11 protein-coding genes are annotated in these 16,739 nt (G+C 71.7%); 6 read left to right on the forward strand and 5 right to left on the reverse strand.

Features of this window, described 5'->3' with window-relative positions:
* Positions 1-158: 158 nt before the first annotated feature.
* Positions 159-437 (reverse strand): HU family DNA-binding protein, encoded by a 279-nt coding sequence (locus LDO27_RS22820; RefSeq protein ID WP_222203065.1) that lies wholly within the window; start codon positions 435-437, stop codon positions 159-161.
* A gap of 972 nt (positions 438-1,409) precedes the next feature.
* On the opposite strand from LDO27_RS22820, the gene LDO27_RS22825 reads away from it, so the two are divergent.
* Positions 1,410-1,979, forward strand: coding sequence for an SET domain-containing protein (locus tag LDO27_RS22825; protein WP_224044171.1), 570 nt, complete (start codon positions 1,410-1,412; stop codon positions 1,977-1,979).
* A 21-nt stretch (positions 1,980-2,000) separates the two neighbouring features.
* Here the strand turns inward: LDO27_RS22825 and LDO27_RS22830 are convergent, their stop codons facing one another.
* The 4 genes from LDO27_RS22830 to phhA all read right to left on the reverse strand — a co-directional run bounded on the left by LDO27_RS22830 (position 2,001) and on the right by phhA (position 5,850).
* On the reverse strand, positions 2,001-3,650 hold the full coding sequence (locus LDO27_RS22830) for a sensor histidine kinase (RefSeq protein WP_224044150.1): 1,650 nt from the start codon (positions 3,648-3,650) through the stop codon (positions 2,001-2,003).
* A gap of 33 nt (positions 3,651-3,683) precedes the next feature.
* Complete coding sequence (locus tag LDO27_RS22835; RefSeq protein WP_224044151.1) at positions 3,684-4,388, reverse strand: response regulator transcription factor; 705 nt, start codon at positions 4,386-4,388, stop codon at positions 3,684-3,686.
* 92 nt (positions 4,389-4,480) lie between these two features.
* On the reverse strand, positions 4,481-4,786 hold the full coding sequence (locus LDO27_RS22840; RefSeq protein WP_224044152.1) for a 4a-hydroxytetrahydrobiopterin dehydratase: 306 nt from the start codon (positions 4,784-4,786) through the stop codon (positions 4,481-4,483).
* A 119-nt stretch (positions 4,787-4,905) separates the two neighbouring features.
* Positions 4,906-5,850: a phenylalanine 4-monooxygenase gene (gene phhA, locus LDO27_RS22845; protein WP_224044155.1), complete on the reverse strand. Its 945-nt coding sequence runs from the start codon at positions 5,848-5,850 to the stop codon at positions 4,906-4,908.
* Positions 5,851-5,981: 131 nt separating this feature from the next.
* Between phhA and LDO27_RS22850 the strand changes: the two genes are divergently transcribed.
* The 5 genes from LDO27_RS22850 to LDO27_RS22870 all read left to right on the forward strand — a co-directional run bounded on the left by LDO27_RS22850 (position 5,982) and on the right by LDO27_RS22870 (position 16,664).
* Positions 5,982-6,455: an Lrp/AsnC family transcriptional regulator gene (locus LDO27_RS22850; RefSeq protein WP_222203078.1), complete on the forward strand. Its 474-nt coding sequence runs from the start codon at positions 5,982-5,984 to the stop codon at positions 6,453-6,455.
* Between the two features lie 196 nt (positions 6,456-6,651).
* Complete coding sequence (locus tag LDO27_RS22855) at positions 6,652-12,648, forward strand: alpha-2-macroglobulin family protein (RefSeq protein ID WP_224044157.1); 5,997 nt, start codon at positions 6,652-6,654, stop codon at positions 12,646-12,648.
* Between the two features lie 29 nt (positions 12,649-12,677).
* Positions 12,678-13,358 (forward strand): lysoplasmalogenase family protein, encoded by a 681-nt coding sequence (locus tag LDO27_RS22860; protein WP_222203295.1) that lies wholly within the window; start codon positions 12,678-12,680, stop codon positions 13,356-13,358.
* On the forward strand, positions 13,358-15,625 hold the full coding sequence (gene pbpC / locus LDO27_RS22865; RefSeq protein WP_377747591.1) for a penicillin-binding protein 1C: 2,268 nt from the start codon (positions 13,358-13,360) through the stop codon (positions 15,623-15,625). Before LDO27_RS22860 ends, pbpC begins: the two co-directional genes overlap by 1 nt.
* A gap of 58 nt (positions 15,626-15,683) precedes the next feature.
* Positions 15,684-16,664 carry a delta(1)-pyrroline-2-carboxylate reductase family protein gene (locus LDO27_RS22870; protein ID WP_224044158.1) on the forward strand — a complete coding sequence of 327 codons (981 nt, stop codon included), beginning with the start codon at positions 15,684-15,686 and terminating at the stop codon, positions 16,662-16,664.
* Positions 16,665-16,739 lie beyond the last annotated feature (75 nt).

Below are 16,739 nucleotides of genomic sequence, written 5' to 3' on the forward strand. Positions count from 1 at the left end.
TCCACCGCCCCGGTGGATAAGCGGGGATACCGCGCGAGGGCGGCTGTGGATAACGTGCCCGCCTGGCGCCCGTGCGCCATTGGCGCCAGGGGCGCGGCTGGGCGGGCGGCACGGCGGGATCATGAGGGCTGGAGCAGGTCGGAGCCGCCCCGCGCGCTTCACTGGTTGACGGCGTCCTTGAACTTCTGGCCGGCCTTGAACTTGATGGTCTTGGCTGCTTCGACCTTGATTTCCTCGCCGGTGCGCGGATTGCGCGCCATGCGTTCGCCACGCTCGCCCTGGCTGAAGGTACCGAAGCCGATCAGGCTCAGGCTGTCGCCCTTGGCCACGGCGTCCATGATGGCGTTCAGGGTCACGTTCAGGGTCTGCTCCGCCTTGGCCTTGGTCAGGCCGTCCACACCGGCGGCGATGGCGTCGATCAGTTCGGTTTTCGTCATGCTTCACTCCGTATCGAGTTGGAAAAACACACGCGCTGCCCCTTCGGGACGCGCCGGGCTCAGGCCCCGGCAAAGGCGCTGCGGGCCACATCATACCGTGTCGGGGTGGGGCTACCGGGATTCCAGTTGTTACAGCGTTTGCCCGCGCGGCCTTGCCAGACCGACAGTCACGGCATGTGGAGGGTTCCGGAAGCGGTCGCGCGGAAGCTGGCGGCGGGTGCCATCGTATCGACGCCAGGAGCCTGTGGGACCCGTGGAGGCCACCGCCGCGCGTATACGTGGCGCTGGCGCTGCCGGGACGTGCCAGGCGCGCCAGAGCCGTGTAAACGCGTCTGGGACGATCCTGCAGGGCGATGCCGATGGTCGGAGGAGGTCGTCGGACAACCAGGACAGCGCGTCAGCGACCGCCCGAAGACACCACATGCACTATCGTGCATGCCGCGATACCGCTTGCCCGGAGGCATTCACGCGATGAATGCCTGCTGCCGGACAGGGTTCCAAGGGGTATACGCGGTAAACGCGCGGCTTCCCCAAGGCAAGGTAAGCGATCTCATACTTTTGGCCGAATCCACCGTTCGGTGGACCACAGAGCTGGCATATCCAAGTGTTTACATAGATCTTTTGATGTATACGGATAGTAGTAGTAGGTAAACGCCGCCGTTTTCTGTGGACAAGCCGGTAAACCGCTTTGGCATCAACGGGTTATCTCATGCAAAAGGATAGGGACGCCGTGTTGTCCGCGGTGTATGACTCAACCTTTGGGATGAGGCCGGGCGGTAAACCCTCCAACTTGTTCCCGAGGCATCCCCAGTCCAGCCCCAGGCAGCCCACATCATTCCAGCCGACTTATCCACAGATTTGGGCGGCTTTGTCCACATCGACACGGGTGCGTCTTCGGTGGCGGTTATCATCCTGTCCGCGCCGGCAAAGCCGGCAGGGCATCTCGGCAACCGAACGTATACGGGAACGTCAATGGCGGAAGACGCACAAGTCAGCAAGGGCAAGAGCAAGGGCAAGACGGTGAAGGCGAAGGCGGCGGAGAAAGCCGGCCAGTCGGCAGGCAACGGCAAGGCAGGTAAACGCAAGACCGCGTCAGACCGCATCGAGGTTCGCCAGTCCGGCGTGCACGGCAAGGGCGTATACGCCATCGCGCCGCTGGCCGAGGGCGAGCGGATCATCGAGTACAAGGGCGAGCATATTTCCTGGAAGGAGGCGCTCAAGCGCCATCCGCACGATCCGGACGATCCCAACCACACCTTCTATTTCAGCCTCGAAGACGGCGACGTGATCGATGCCAAGTTCGGCGGCAATCGCGCGCGCTGGATCAACCATGCATGCAGCCCCAACTGCGAGGCGCGCGAGAAGAAGGGCCGGGTGTTCATCCACGCGCTGCGCGACATCGCGGCCGGCGAGGAGCTGTTCTACGACTACGGGCTGGTGATCGACGCCCGGTACACGAAGAAGCTGAAGAAGGAGTTCGAGTGCCGCTGCGGCAGCCCCGATTGCCGCGGCACGATGCTGGCGCCGAAAGGGCGGAAGTAAGAGGCAGGGGCGCCGCGGCGCCTATGCCGCCCCGGGCGCCTCGCAGGGAATGCGGATCACGAAGCGCATCAGGTTGCGGCCGGGGTCCCTGGCGGAGGGCACATCTTCGATGCCGATGGTGCCTTGGTGCAGCGTGATGATTTCATGCACGATGGCCAGCCCCAGCCCGGCACCGCCGGGCGCGCCGATCTGGGCTTGGCGGCCCGGCGTGTGGTCGCCGCGGAAGAAGCGCTTGAAGACTTCCTCGCGCCGGCCGGGCGCGATGCCGGGGCCGTTGTCCTCCACCATCACCACCGCCATGCCGCGGTGGCCCAGCGTCTCGCCGCCGGCGCGCACGGTGATGCGCCCGCCCGCCGGCACGTACTTGACGGCGTTATCGATCAGATTGCTGAGCGCCTCGCGCAGCAGCACGCGGTTGCCCCGCACCGTGGACGGCGCCGCGCCGGTGAAGGTCGGGCCCGGCAGCGTCTCGAAGCCCAGGTCGATATGGCGCGCCAGCGCCTGGGGCACCCATTCGGCGCCGGTTTCGAACGCCAGCGTGGCGAGGTCGAAATGCTCGACCGGACCCAGCCGTTCCAGCGACAGCCCCGGCTCCGCGCGGGCCAGCGACAGCAGCTGATTGGACAGCCGCACCGCCCGGTCGGCCGCCGACTGCAGTTCGCGCAGCGCGTGCCGGGTCACTTCCTCGCTGTGGGAGGCCACCGCGCGATCCGCGTGCAGCTTGACCGCGGTGAGTGGCGTGCGCAGCTGGTGCGCCGCATCGGCGATGAACTTGCGCTGGGCATCGAGCGCATCGCGCAGCCGCGCCAGCAGCGCATTGAGCGCGCGGATCAGCGGTTCGACTTCGGCCGGGACCTGGGTCTCGTCGAGCGCGGCGAGCGAACGCGCGGTCTGCCGGTTGAGCTTGTCCGTCAGGATGCGCAGCGGAACGAGTTCTTCCTTGAGCACGTGCGACAGGATCAGGCTGCCGACCAGCAGCAGCAGGATCAGCGGCACGGACACCGACAGCAGGATCTCGTTGGCCGCCGTCTCGCGCCGGTCCAGCAGCTCGGCCACCTCCACGATGATGGGACCGCGCAGCGGGCGCTCGCCCAGCGCGGGCGGCGGCGCGGCCTCGCCGCCGGCATCCGCGCTGGCTTCCACCGGGTTCTGCGCCTCGGGCGGAACCGCCGCGTCCAGATGGACCGGCAGCCGTACCGCCCGCACCTGGCGGCCGCTGAACCACGCGTAGAACAGGCGCGCGTCGTGCAGCGTGGTCTGGCCGGTGCCGTAGCCGAGCCAGGTGTCCATGCCGCCGATCAGCCCTTCGGGGCCGTGGATGCGCCAGTAGATGCGATCGCTGCCCTCGGCCTCGACCAGCGTCTGCGCGATCATCGGGATGTCCTGCTCCAGGCGCGGTCCGGCGATGCGGATCTGCTGGGCGATATTGTTCGCTACGCCGTAGAGGGCGCGGTCGAAGACCTGCGTGGTGTAGTGCGCCGCCAGCCAGTACGACAGCGAGCCGCTGGTCAGCACCAGCGCGAACAGCGGCGTGGCGAGCGCCCGCAGCAGGTGGACCCGCAGGCTCTGCGTGGAGGCGAGGCGGACCTGCTGGCCGCCCGGGGCGGCGGTGCCGGATGCCGGACCGGCCGCCTGGGATGAGCCCGGTGGGGGCTGGGTGCGCAGCCGCATCGATCGGTGGAGGTGGGTGGGCGTTGTCCGGCGCTACGCGTTCACGCGCATCTGCAGCAGGTAGCCGAAGCCGCGCACCGTGACGATCTCGACGTCGCTGTCCTCCAGCTTCTTGCGCACGCGGTGCACATAGACTTCGATCGCGGTGTCGCCCACCGTGTCGCCGCCTTCGCCGGCCGGATGCGCGAAGGTCGCCAGGTGGTCCTGCAACTGCGCCTTGCTGACCACGCGGCCCTGCCGCTGCAGCAGCAGCTCGAGCACGGCGAACTCGCGCGGCGACAGGTCCAGCGGCCGGCCATCGATAAAGATGCGCCGGTCGCCGTCGGACAGCCGCAGCCGGCCCAGCCGCACGTCGCGCTCGGGTGCCGCTTCGCCATGCTGGCTGCGGCGCAGCAGCACGCGCACGCGGGCTTCGAGCTCGGGAAAGGCGAAGGGTTTGACCAGATAGTCGTCGGCGCCGGCGTTCAGGCCCGAGAGCTTGTCTTCGAGCTCGTCGCGCGCGGTCAGGATCAGCACGGGAGTGGTGCGGTTGCGGGCGCGGTAGCGCGCCAGCAGTGTCATGCCGTCGATGCCCGGCAGGCCGAGATCCAGGATGACCAGGTCATGCTGCTCGCGCAGCAGGTGTTCGGTGGCGTAGACCCCGTCGTGCACCACGCGCACCTGGTGCCCGGCCTGGAACAGGCCGGCTTCGACGCCGCTGGCGATCTGGCGGTCGTCCTCGATCAGCAGGATACGCATGAAAAAAGCCCGGGATTTGGAACCAGCGGTCGATTGTACAGCGCAGGGCGTCGCCTTTTCTTACGGAATGCCTACAGCGCGGACACCCGGGCTCAGCGCTTGCGGGACACGCCGGCGGCCGCGTTCTCGATGAAGCGGGCCAGGTCGATATCGCGCTGGGTCAGGCCGTTGGCGTCATGGGTGGACAGCGTGATGTCGACCCGGTTGTAGACGTTGAACCACTCGGGATGGTGGTCGGCCTTCTCGGCCTGCAGCGCCACGCGCGTCATGAAGCCGAAGGCGGCGTTGAAGTCGTCGAAGGTGAAGCGCTTGTGAATGGCATCGCGGTCCGGCACCGGCGTCCAGCCGGGCAGGCCGGCCAGCAGCGGGGCGCGCGCTTCGGCGGAAAGTGGGGTCATGATGGGCTCGATCTGTAGGTGGGGTTGCAACAGCGGCAGCGAGAACGAAAGCGGCAGGGGCAATCGGCCCGCCCGGCCGCGCGGGCGGCGGGCTTGCCGGCATTGTTCCACAAAGCGCGTCAGATATCGTCGCTGTCGGCCCAGCCTTCGCGGCTGCCGGTGTGGATCACGCGGTCGCCCGGCTCGATATCGCCGGCGCCGAGCGTGGGCTGCGTACTCAGTGCTGCGTACAGCGGCGTGAAGTCCGGGCGGGTGGCGTCGAACAACTGGTCGAAGCTGTCGATGACGAAGTACGTCTTCTGGAAGGTGTCGATGCGATAGCGCGTGCGCATGATGCGCCGGACGTCGAAGCCGATGCGGTTGGGGCTGGCCGAGTCCAGGCTGTAGATCGATTCGCCCTGGCTGGACAGGATGCCGGCGCCGTAGATGCGCAGCCCCTGCCCGGTGCGGATCAGGCCGAATTCCACGGTGTACCAGTACAGCCGCGCCAGCATGTCCAGCGCGCCCATGCTGGCCGCCTTCAGGCCGCCCTTGCCATAGGCCTGCATGTAGTCGGCGAAGACGGGATTGATCAGCAGCGGCACATGGCCGAACACATCGTGGAAGCAGTCGGGCTCCTGCAGGTAGTCCAGCTGCTCGGGCTTGCGCATCCACCAGCTCGCCGGAAAGCGGCGGTTGGCCAGATGGTCGAAGAACACCTCGTCCGGCACCAGCCCCGGCACCGCCACCACCTGCCAGCCGGTGGCGCGCATCAGCGTCTCGTTCAGGCGCTCGAAATCGGGTACGCGGTCGGACGCCATGCCCAGTGCCGCCAGTCCTTGCAGGAATTCGTCGCAGACCCGGCCGCGCAGCATGCCGGCCTGCCGCTCGTACAGACGGGCCCAGACGGCGTGGTCGCTGGCGGTATAACGGTGCAGCGGCTGCTCGATGGTGAAATCCGGGCGCAGCTGCTGGCCGGACAGCAGCCCGGCTTCGAACTGCTCCCTGAGCTTGTCGGTCAGCGTGCCTTCGAAGCTGTCCTCGAGCGTGGCGGTGCCTGCGTCGGCGGTAACCAGTGATTCCATGAAGCGGTCTCCTGCGGGATTTCTGCACAGTCTAGCCAGTCGCACCCGCAAATGGCTCGCATATCCGGCTTGGAATGGCGGCGTTATGCATGTAACCTGCATGAAATTAATGATTCGTGCAGGAATCCCGTATGCCGACCCTGGACACCTTCGACCTGGCCCTGCTGGCGGCGCTGCAGACGGACGGGCGCTCCACCCACCAGCAGCTGGCCGAGCAGGTGCACCTGTCCTCGAGCCAGGTGGGCCGGCGGCTGGCGCGGCTGGAAGCCGACGGCATCATCACCGGCTACCGCGTGGTGCTGTCGCCGCCGGCACTGGGACTGGGGGTGCTGGTCTTCACCAGCGTCAAGCTGGCCCACCACGGCGACACCATCATCGAGCGTTTTCGCGAGGAGATCCTGCTGCTGGAGGAGGTGCAGGAGTGCTATTCGGTGGCGGGCGAAGCCGACTATCTGCTGCGCATCGTGGTGGCCGATCTGCCCACGCTGGCCGAATTCACCATGCGCAAGCTGATGCGCGTGCCGGGCGTGGAGAGCGTGCGCTCCAATATCGTGATGACCGCGCTCAAGCGCGACGGTCCGCTGCCGCTGTCCCATCTGCGCTAGCCCGGGGCGCGCTTGCGCTCGCCCGCGCCCCATGTCACCCTCGCCCCCGGGTGCAGCGCAGGGCCCATCGGGAACCCAGAACAACGGAGAAGGATGCATGAGGGAAACGGCCGCCGCCTTGGCGCATGCCTTGCAACGTAGCTGCCGGCGTGTCCTGCGCGCACGTGCGGGGCGCCGGGACGCGCGGCGGTTGGCGATGGCGTTCGTGCTGGCGCTGGCCGCGCCGGCCGCGCTGGCCGCGCAGATCACGCGCTTCACGCCCGAGGGCCAGGTGCCCGGCGTGCGCCAGGTGGCCATCCGCTTCGACGAGGCCATGGTGCCGCTGGGCGATTTGCAGGCCCGCGCGCCCGCCAGCGTGTCCTGCACCGGCGCGCCAACCCCCGGACAGGCTCGCTGGCTGGACGCGCGCAACTGGGTGTTCGACTTCGAGCGCGACCTGCCACCTGGTGTGGCCTGCACCGTGCGCATCGCCCCGGGCCTGAAGAGCCAGGCCGGCAACGCCTACACCGGCAAGCCGGAATATCGCTTCGAAACGGGCGGGCCCATCGTGGTGGCGAGCCGTCCCGCCGGCGGCCAGGTCGACGAGGACCAGATCTTCGCGCTGCGCTTTAACGGCGCGGCCACGCCGGCCTCCGTCCGCGAGCATGCCTGGTGCCAGGCACAGGGCCTGGGCGAGCGCATTCCGGTGCGGCTGGTCACGGGCAAGGAACGCGAGGCGGTGCTCGACGCCATCGGCTGGAAGCGCCACGCCGCCACCGCCGACGCCGTGCACCTGCTGGCCTGCCAGCAGCGCCTGCCGCCCGGCGCGCGCATGCAGCTGGTGCTGGGGCGCGGGGTGGCCACGCCGTCCGGCCTCGCCGCGCGCGACGAGCGCCGCTTCGACTTCACCGTGCGCGAGCCGTTTACCGCCAGCTTCAGCTGCGAGCGCGAGAACGCGCAGGCGCCCTGTACGCCGCTGAGGCCGATGGCGCTGTCATTCTCCGCGCCCATCGCGCGCCGCGCCGCCGCGCAGGTGGTGCTGCGCACCCCGGCCGGCCCCGTCGCCCCGAAGCTGGACGAGGATCTGGCCCCGGACGCTACCGTGACCGAGCTGCGCTTTCCGGCGCCGTTCGCCGAGAGCGCCTCGTTCACCCTGGAGCTGCCGCGCGACCTGAAGGACGATGCCGGCCGGGCGCTGGCCAACGCCGACCTGTTCCCGCTGAAGATCGCGACCGCGGCGATGCCGCCGCTGGCCAAGTTCTCCGCGGCGCCGTTCGGCGTGCTGGAGCGCTTCGGCGAGCTGCCGCGCGGCAAGGCGCCGGCCGACCATCCGCCGCTGTTGCCGGTGACGCTGCGCAATGTCGAAGCGGACCTGGCGGTCCAGGGCGTGCGCGCGCAGGCCGGCACCGTCAGCCGCGTGAAGGTCGACGAGGACGGGGCGGTGCTGCGCTGGCTGGGCCTGGTGCGCCGCCTGCACGAGACGTCGTGGACGCGGCCGGAGCTGGACGCGATCCTGGCCGGCAAGTCGCCGTCGCAGGTGCGCATCCCGCGCGATGCGCCCTCGGTGCAGACCCGCGAGATCTCGTTGCTGGAGAAGGCGCCCGGCGCGCGCAGGCTGGCGCTGCCGCAGGCGGGCGGACCCGGGGCGCGACCGTTCGAGGTGGTGGGCATTCCCCTGCCGGAGCCCGGCTTCCATGTGGTGGAAATCGCCTCGCCGCGCCTTGGCGCCGCGCTGCTCGCGCGGCAGGCACCGATGTATGTGCGTACCGCGGTGCTGGTTACCAACCTGGCCGTGCACTTCAAGTCGGGGCGCGACAACGCGCTGGCGTGGGTGACCACGCTGGACGACGGCAAGCCGGTGCGCGATGCCAGCGTGGTGGTGCGCGACTGTGCCGGCCGGCAACTGGCGGCAGGCCGCACCGATGCCGCGGGCGTGCTGCGCCTGCCGCAGCTGGAGGACGTGCGCGAGCGGCAGTGCGCGGACAGCGGGCTGTCCGGCTATTTCGTCTCGGCGCGCATTCCCGCCACGCATCCCGACGCGCGGGGGCAGGCCGACATGGCGTTCGTGATGTCGGACTGGAACCGCGGCATCGAGACGTGGCGCTTCAACGTGCCGACCGACACCAGCCCGGCGGCCACGCTGCGCGTGCATACGGTATTCGACCGCACGCTGCTGCGCGCGGGCGAGACGGTGTCGATGAAACACTTCGTGCGGGCGGAGACCGCCGCCGGGTTTGCGCTGCCCGGCGCGGACCAGCCGCTGCCGGACAAGGCGGTGATCCGCCACGAGGGCAGCGGGCAGACCTACGAGCTGCCGCTGGCATGGCGGGCCACCGCGACCGGCGGGCGCAGCGCGGAAAGCACGTTCCAGATCCCGGCCGCGGCACGGCTCGGGCGCTATGCGATCGAGCTGACCGATGCCCGGCAGCGCGGCTACGACAGCGGCGGCTTCCGGGTGGAGGCCTTCCGCCTGCCCGTGCTGGCGGGCACGCTCAAGGCCGGCGCCGGCAAGCCGCTGGTGGCGCCCGCCGAACTGCCGCTCGATGTCGAGGTGCACTACGTCTCGGGCGGCGGCGCGGCCGGCCTGCCGGTGCGCGTCTCGGCGCTGCTGCGCGAGAGCCCGGTGCGCTTTCCCGGGTTCGAGCCCTATGCCTTCGGACCGCCCCGGACCGTGGAGGCCGGCGATGCCGGTGGCGACGAGGACGCCGGCGACGACGAGGACCGCAACCAGACGGATGACGGCGGCCAGAAGCTGGTCGCCGACAAGCTGCCGCTGGTGCTGGACCGGCAGGGCGGCGGCCGGCTGACGCTGAAGGACATGCCGGCGGTCGACGCGCCGAAGGACCTGCTGCTCGAGGCCGGCTTCGCCGACCCCAACGGCGAGATCCAGACGCTGCGCCAGACCGTGCCGCTATGGCCGGCCGCGGTGGTCGCCGGCATCCGCACCGACGACTGGATCTCGGTCCGGCAGAAGACCACGGTGCATGGCATCGCGCTGGACACCGCGGGCAAGCCGCAGGCGGGGGTGCCGATGCAGGTGCATGCCCGCGCGCGCATCACCACGTCCGCGCGCAAGCGCGTGGTCGGCGGCTTCTACCGCTACGACAACCGCAGCGAATACAAGGACCTCGGTAAGGTCTGCGAGGCGAAGACCGATGCGCGCGGCCAGATGCGCTGCGATATCGCGCTGGAGCAGGCGGGCCAGGTCGAGCTGATAGCGCGCGCCACGGACGGCGCGGGGCGCGTGTCGCAGGCCGCCACCACGGTATGGGTCACGCGCCAGGGCGAGCTGTGGTTCGGCGGCGAGAACCATGACCGCATCGACCTGCTGCCCGAGAAGACCTCGTACGCGCCGGGCGAGACCGCCAGCTTCCAGGTGCGCATGCCGTTCCGCCACGCCACTGCGCTGGTCGCCGTCGAGCGCGAGGGCATCCTGGAGACGCAGGTGGTGCAACTCGACGGCAAGGACCCGACCGTGCGCGTGAAGGTGCAGCCGCAGTGGGGTCCCAATGTCTACGTGTCGGTGCTGGCGCTGCGCGGCCGGCTGCGCGAAGTGCCCTGGTACTCCTTCTTCAGCTGGGGCTGGCGCCAGCCGGGCGAATGGTGGCGCGCATTCCGCGGCGAGGGGCGCGAGTACGCCGCGCCGTCGCCGCTGGTCGACCTGTCCAAGCCCGCCTTCCGGCTGGGGCTGGCCGAAATCCGCGTCGGCAACGAAGCGCACCGGCTCGACGTGAAGGTGGTGCCCGACCGCGCCACCTATCCGGTGCGCGGCAAGGCGCAGGTGACCGTGCAGGTCAGCCTGCCCGATGGCAAGCCCGCGGCCAACGGCGAGGTGGCGCTGGCCGCGGTGGACCAGGCGCTGCTGGAGCTGATGCCCAACGCCAGCTGGGACCTGCTCGACGCGATGCTGCAGCGGCGCAGTTACGGCGTGGAGACGGCCACCGCGCAGATGGAGATCGTCGGGCGGCGGCACTATGGTCGCAAGGCCGTGCCGGCCGGCGGCGGGGGCGGCAAGAGCCCGACCCGCGAACTGTTCGACACGCTGCTGCTGTGGCAGCCGCGGGTGCAGCTCGACGCGCAGGGCAAGGCGACGCTGACGGTGCCGCTCAACGATGCGCTGACAAGCTTTCGCATCGTCGCGGTGGCCGACCTGGGCGTCGGCCGCTTCGGCACCGGCAGCGCCACCATCGCCGCGACGCAGGACCTGCAGATCCTGTCCGGGCTGCCGCCGCTGGTGCGCGAGGAGGATCGCTACCGGGCCATGTTCACGCTGCGCAATACCACGCAGCGCGCGATGACGGTGACGGTCTCGGCGCGCGCCGCGGTGGCCGGCGCGGCGGGTACGGCGGCAGCCGGCGCCTTGCCCGCACTGACCGTGCAGGTGAGCGCGGGCGGCGCGCAGGAGATCGGCTGGGACGCCGTCGCGCCGCTGGTGGCCGGCATGGCGCCGTCCGCGCAGGACGGCACGGTGCAGTGGGAGGTGGAGGCGCGCGAGAGCTCGCAGGCCGCCGGCGCGGCCGCCGCGTCGGACCGCATCAAGGTGTCGCAGCGCGTCGTGCCGGCGGTGCCCGTCACCGTGCAGCAGGCCACGCTGGCGCAGCTGGCGCCGGGCGTGTCGATGCCGGTGCGGCTGCCGGCCGCGGCCCTGCGCGACGCGGCGGGGCTGCCGCGCGGCGGCCTGCAGGTGGACCTGCAGTCCTCGCTCGCCGGCGGCTTGCCCGGCGTGCGCAACTGGTTCGCGCAATACCCGTTCACCTGCCTGGAGCAGCGCGCGTCCAAAGCCGTGGGCCTGCGCGACGCCGCGCTGTGGCAGGCGGTGGCCGCGCAGCTGCCGTCCTATCTCGATGGCAACGGTCTGGCGGCCTATTTCCCGCCGAGCGGCGACGGCGACGCCAGCAGCGGCGGCAGCGAGGTGCTGACCGCCTACCTGCTGGTGCTGGCCGACGAGGCCGCGCGCGCCGGCCTGCCATTCCGCCTGCCCGACGAAGCCCGCGCGCAGATGGAGCGGGGCCTGGCCGCGTTCGTCGAAGGCCGCATCCAGCGCAACCGCTGGGCGCCGACGCAGGACCTGGACGTGCGCAAGCTGGCGGCGCTCGAGGCGCTGTCGCGCAGCGGGCAGGCGCACGCGCGCATGCTCGGCTCCATCCAGATCCTGCCCGAGCAGTGGCCGACCTCCGCGCTGATCGACTGGGTCGCGCTGCTGGCGCGCGTGCAGGACATCCCGCAGCGCGAGGCGCGGCTCGCGCAGGCGCAGCAGCTGCTGCGGGCGCGGCTGACCGTGCAGGGTACGCGCCTGGCCTTCTCCACCGAAGCCAGCGACAACTGGTGGTGGCTGATGGCCGGCGGCGACGTCAACGCGGCGCGGCTGCTGGCGCTGGCCGTCGATCTGCCCGGCTGGAAGGACGAGGCGCCGCAGCTGGCGGTGGGACTGCTCGGGCGGCAGACGCGCGGCGCGTGGGGCACGACCAATGCCAACGCGCTGGGCATGCTGGCCGTCGAGCGCTTTGCGCAGGCCTTCGAGAAGACGCCGGTGGCGGGCTCCACGCGCGTGTCGCTCGACGGTGCGGCAGCGGCCGCCGCAGAGGGCGGCGCCGACGGCGCGCGCACCTTCGACTGGCAGGCTGCCGCCCGGCGCGACGGCGTGGCGGCGGGCAGCCTCGCGCTGCCATGGCCGCGCACGGCGGATGGCGCGGGCACGCTGCAGGCCAGCCACGGCGGGCCGGGCAAACCCTGGGCCACGATCCGCGCGCTGGCGGCGGTGCCGCTGACGCAGCCGCTCGCGGCCGGCTACCGGATCCAGCGCAAGGTCGCGCCGGTGGAACAGGCGGTCGCGGGCAAGTGGTCGCGCGGCGATATCTACCGCGTGACGCTGGCCATCGAGGCGCAGGCGGACATGACATGGGTGGTGGTCAACGACCCGGTGCCGGCGGGCGCCACGGTGCTCGGCAGCGGCCTCGGCCGCGACTCGGCGATCGCCACGCGCGGGCAGGGCACGGACCGGCGGGTGTGGCCGGCCTTCGTCGAGCGCGCGCAGGACGCCTACCGCGAGTACTACGCCTACGTGCCCAAGGGCGGACTCTCGGTGGAGTACACCGTGCGCCTGAACAACGCGGGCCAGTTTGCGCTGCCGCCCACGCGCGTCGAGGCCCTGTACGCGCCCGACGTGTTCGGCGCCGCGCCCAACGAGAGGCTGGTGGTGGAGGCGCGGCCGTGAACGCGATCGCGCCGATCTCCGCCGGGGCGATGCCGCCGCGCGTGCGCGAGTGGTGGAGCGCGGGCGTGGTGGCGGGCGTGATCTACGGCGGGCTGCTGCTGTCGGCCTGGCTCGAACTGCCGGCCGGCACGCCGCTCGCCGGGCGCATTCCCTACCAGGCCGCGTGGAAGACCGCGATGGCGCTGCTGCTGGCGCGCGCGGCGTGCTTTCACACGCTGCGCGGCGAACGGCGCTGGCTGGTGGCGGCGCTGCTGCTGTCCGCGCTGGGCGACCTGCTGCTGGCGCTGCCGTGGCTGCCGTTCTCGTTCGCCGGCGGCCTTGGCGCCTTCCTGCTGGCGCACCTGGCGTACCTGGCGCTGCTGGCGCCGCTGGCCGGCGACCTGCGCGCGCATCGCCTCGTCGCCTGCGGTGTGGTGGTCGGCGTGGCCGGCACGCTGCTGGCGCGCTTCTGGCCGAACCTGGGCACGCTGATGCTGCCGGTATGCCTCTATGTCGGCGCGCTGGCCGCGATGGCCTGCGCCGCGCTGCTCGCCCGCCTGCCCACGCCGCTGGCCGCGGCCGGTGCGCTGTGCTTCGTCGCCTCGGATGCCCTGATCGGCGTGGCCCGCTTCCTGTCGCCGTTCGAGCGCTTCGAGCTGAGCATCTGGTGGACCTACGCGGCGGCCCAGGTGCTGCTGGTGGCCGGTATCGTCACGGGGCGCGAACCATGATGCCGCGCCGCGCCGGAATGCGCGCCTTGCCGCTGGCCGTCTGCTGCGCCGCGCTGTGCGCCCTGCTGGCGGGGCCGGCGCGCGCGGTGCCGTCGTTCGACACGGTGCGCGCCCAATGGCGCAGCGCCGATGTGACCGTGCGCGACCGGCACGGCGAGACGGTGGTGTCGCTGCGCGAGGACTTCGCGCAGCGCCGCGGCGAATGGGTGTCGCTGACCGATATCTCGCCGGCGGTGCGCACCGCCATCGTGATGTCCGAGGACCGGCGCTTCCACGCGCACAGCGGCGTGGACTGGCGCGGCGTGGCCAGCGCCGCCTGGGCCAACCTGTGGAACACGCGCACGCGCGGCGCCTCCACGCTGACCATGCAGCTGGCGGGGCTGCTCGACGACGACCTGCGCCGCGGCGCCGGCGGGCGCAGCGCGCGCCAGAAGGTGGGGCAGGCATGGCGGGCCACCGCGCTCGAGCGCGGCTGGAGCAAGAGCGAGATCCTGGAGGCGTATCTGAACCTGGTGCCGCTGCGCGGCGAGCTGGTGGGCATCTCGGCGCTGTCGCAGGCGCTGTTCGGCAAGTACCCGAGCGGGCTGGACGCGCGCGAGGCGGCGCTGGCGGTGGCGCTGGTGCGCGCGCCCAACGCGCCCGCGGACCAGGTGGCGCGGCGCGCCTGCGGCATCCTGCGCGAGATGGGCGTGCCGGGCGAGTGCGAGGGGCTGGACGGCTTTGTGCAACTGGCGCTGCTGCGCACCGGCCGCGGCTCGACGGCGCTGCGCCCGCAGCTCGCCCCGCACTTCGGCCGCATGCTGGTCGCGCGGGAGCGCGCGCACGGGGCGGCGCAGGACGGCAGGCAGGACGGCAGGCTGCCGGCCACCATCGACTCGACGCTCGATGCCGGCGTGCAGCGCGTGGCGCTGGCCAGCCTCGCACGCCATCTGCGCGAGCTCGCCGGCCGCCATGTCGAGGACGGCGCGGTGGTGGTGCTGGATAACGCCAGCGGCGACGTGCTTGCCTATGTGGGCTCGTCCGGCGCGCTGTCCGCGGCGGCGCAGGTCGACCACGCCGGCGCGCTGCGCCAGGCCGGCTCCACGCTCAAGCCCTTCCTGTACGCCCAGGCGCTGGAGGAGCGCCGGCTGACCGCCGCCTCGCTGCTGGACGACCGCCCGGTCAACCTGCCCACCGGCGGCGGCCTCTACATCCCGCAGAACTACGACGGCCACTATGCCGGCTGGGTCAGCATGCGCGCGGCGCTGGCCGCCTCGCTGAACGTGCCGGCCGTGCGCACGCTGGTGATGGTCTCGCCCACGCGCTTTCACCGGCGCCTGGTCGCGCTGGGCCTGCCGCTGACCGAGGCGGGCGACTACTACGGCTACAGCCTGGCGCTGGGCAGCGCCGACGTGTCGCTGCTGAGCCTGACCAACGCCTACCGGGCGCTGGCCAACGGCGGGCGTCCCGGCGCGGTGCGCCTGCGCGCGGACGCGCCCCCGGTCCCGGCCGCGCGCCAGGCTCCGGTGCTGGCGCCGGCCGCCGTGCATATCGTCGCCGACGTGCTGTCCGACCGCCACGCGCGGGCGCGCACCTTCGGCCTGGACAGTCCGCTCACCACGCGCTTCTGGACCGCGGTCAAGACCGGCACCAGCAAGGACATGCGCGACAACTGGTGCATCGGCTGGTCCCAGCGCTACACGGTCGGCGTCTGGGTGGGCAATGCCAGCGGCGCCGCCATGCGCGACGTGTCCGGCGTCTCGGGCGCCGCGCCGGTGTGGCACGACGTGATGGCGTACCTGCACCGCGCCGAGCCGAGTGCGCCTCCCGCGCCGCCACCGGGCGTGGAGCGCCGTACGGTAACGTTCGCCGGCGCGCTGGAGCCGGCGCGCGAGGAACTGTTCGTCGCCGGCACCGCGCTGGGCCGCGTGCAGGCCGCCAGCGCGGACCATGGCGCCGTCGCGCGCGCCGCCAACCCGGCCATCGCCAGCCCCGCGGACGGCACCGTGTTCGCGCTCGATCCCGACATCCCGCCGGCGGTGCAGCGCGTCTGGCTGCAGGCCCAGGGCGTCAACGGACAGACCGCCCGCCACGTGAGCTGGCGGCTGGACGGCAAGCCGCTGGGACGCGGCGGCACGGTGGCCTGGCTGCCGTGGCCCGGCCGCCACCGGCTGGAACTGCTGGACCAGCGCGGCGAGGTGGTCGATCGCGTGCAGATCGAAGTGCGCGGCGCGACCGTGCGCGAGCCCAGGCCGGGGCGCGAGGCGCCGCCGGCCAGCCGTGGCTGAACATCGACGGTCCGCGCGCACGCCGCCGGTCCACCCTGAATCAACGGAGCCCACTGCCTTGTCCACGACCCTGCTCGATGCCGCCGCCACCGCGGCGCGCCTGCCGTACCCCGAACTGGCGCAAGCCATCGCCGCCATGCTGGCCGAGCTGCGCGCCGGCACCGCGTTTGCCCCGCCGCGGGTGGCGCTGCCGGTGGGCGACGCGGCGCGGGGGCAGGGCACGCTGCTGGTAATGCCCGCGCGCAATGCCGATCTGGTCATGACCAAGAACATCACCGTGCATGCCGGCAACCCGGCGCGCGGCCTGCCCGCCATCCTGGGCGAGGTGGTGGTGGCCGACGCCCATACCGGCGAGCGGCTGGCGCTGCTGGATGGGCCCACCGTGACCGGCAGGCGCACCGCGGCGGTCTCGCTGCTGGCGGCGCAGACCTTCGCGGCGCGGCCCGATGGCGAACTGCTGATCGTGGGCGCGGGCGTGCAGGCCATGACGCATCTGGAGGCCTTTGCCGCCGGCCTGCCGCTGCGCCGCGTGTGGCTGCATTCGCGCACCGCGGACAAGGCCGAGGCGCTGGCCGCCCATGCGCGCACGCTGGGCCTGCAGGCCGAGGTGGCCACGTCGGCCGCGGCCGTGCTGCCCCGGGTGTCGATGGTCGTCACGGTGACCTCCAGCCTGCGCCCCGTACTGCCGGATCTCGATTCCGGGCTGTGGCGTGACGACCACTTCATCGCCGCGGTGGGCGCCTTCCGGCCGGAGATGTGCGAACTGCCGCCCGCGCTGTGCCGCCACGCTTCGGCCACCGGCCGGCTGCTGGCCGACACGCTGTTCGGCATCGAGGAGGAGGCGGGCGATCTGCTGCAGGCGGGGGTGGACTGGGCGACGGTGCAGCCGTTCGAGACGGCTATCCTCGCGGCCGACGCCATCCGCGCGCGCGGCGGCTGCCCGCTGGTGTTCAAGAGCGTCGGCTATGCGCTGTGGGACCTCGCCGCGTGCGTGCTGGCGGCCTGGGCACAGCCGGGCGGGCCGCCGGTGTGCCGCTAACATTGTCTCTACTTTGATACAGTGTGCCGCCCGAAAGGTAGCGAAAACGCCCCTTCTTTGCTGGTAAACCCTCGC

The organism is Cupriavidus respiraculi, from assembly GCF_914271545.1.
Classification (GTDB): domain Bacteria; phylum Pseudomonadota; class Gammaproteobacteria; order Burkholderiales; family Burkholderiaceae; genus Cupriavidus; species Cupriavidus respiraculi.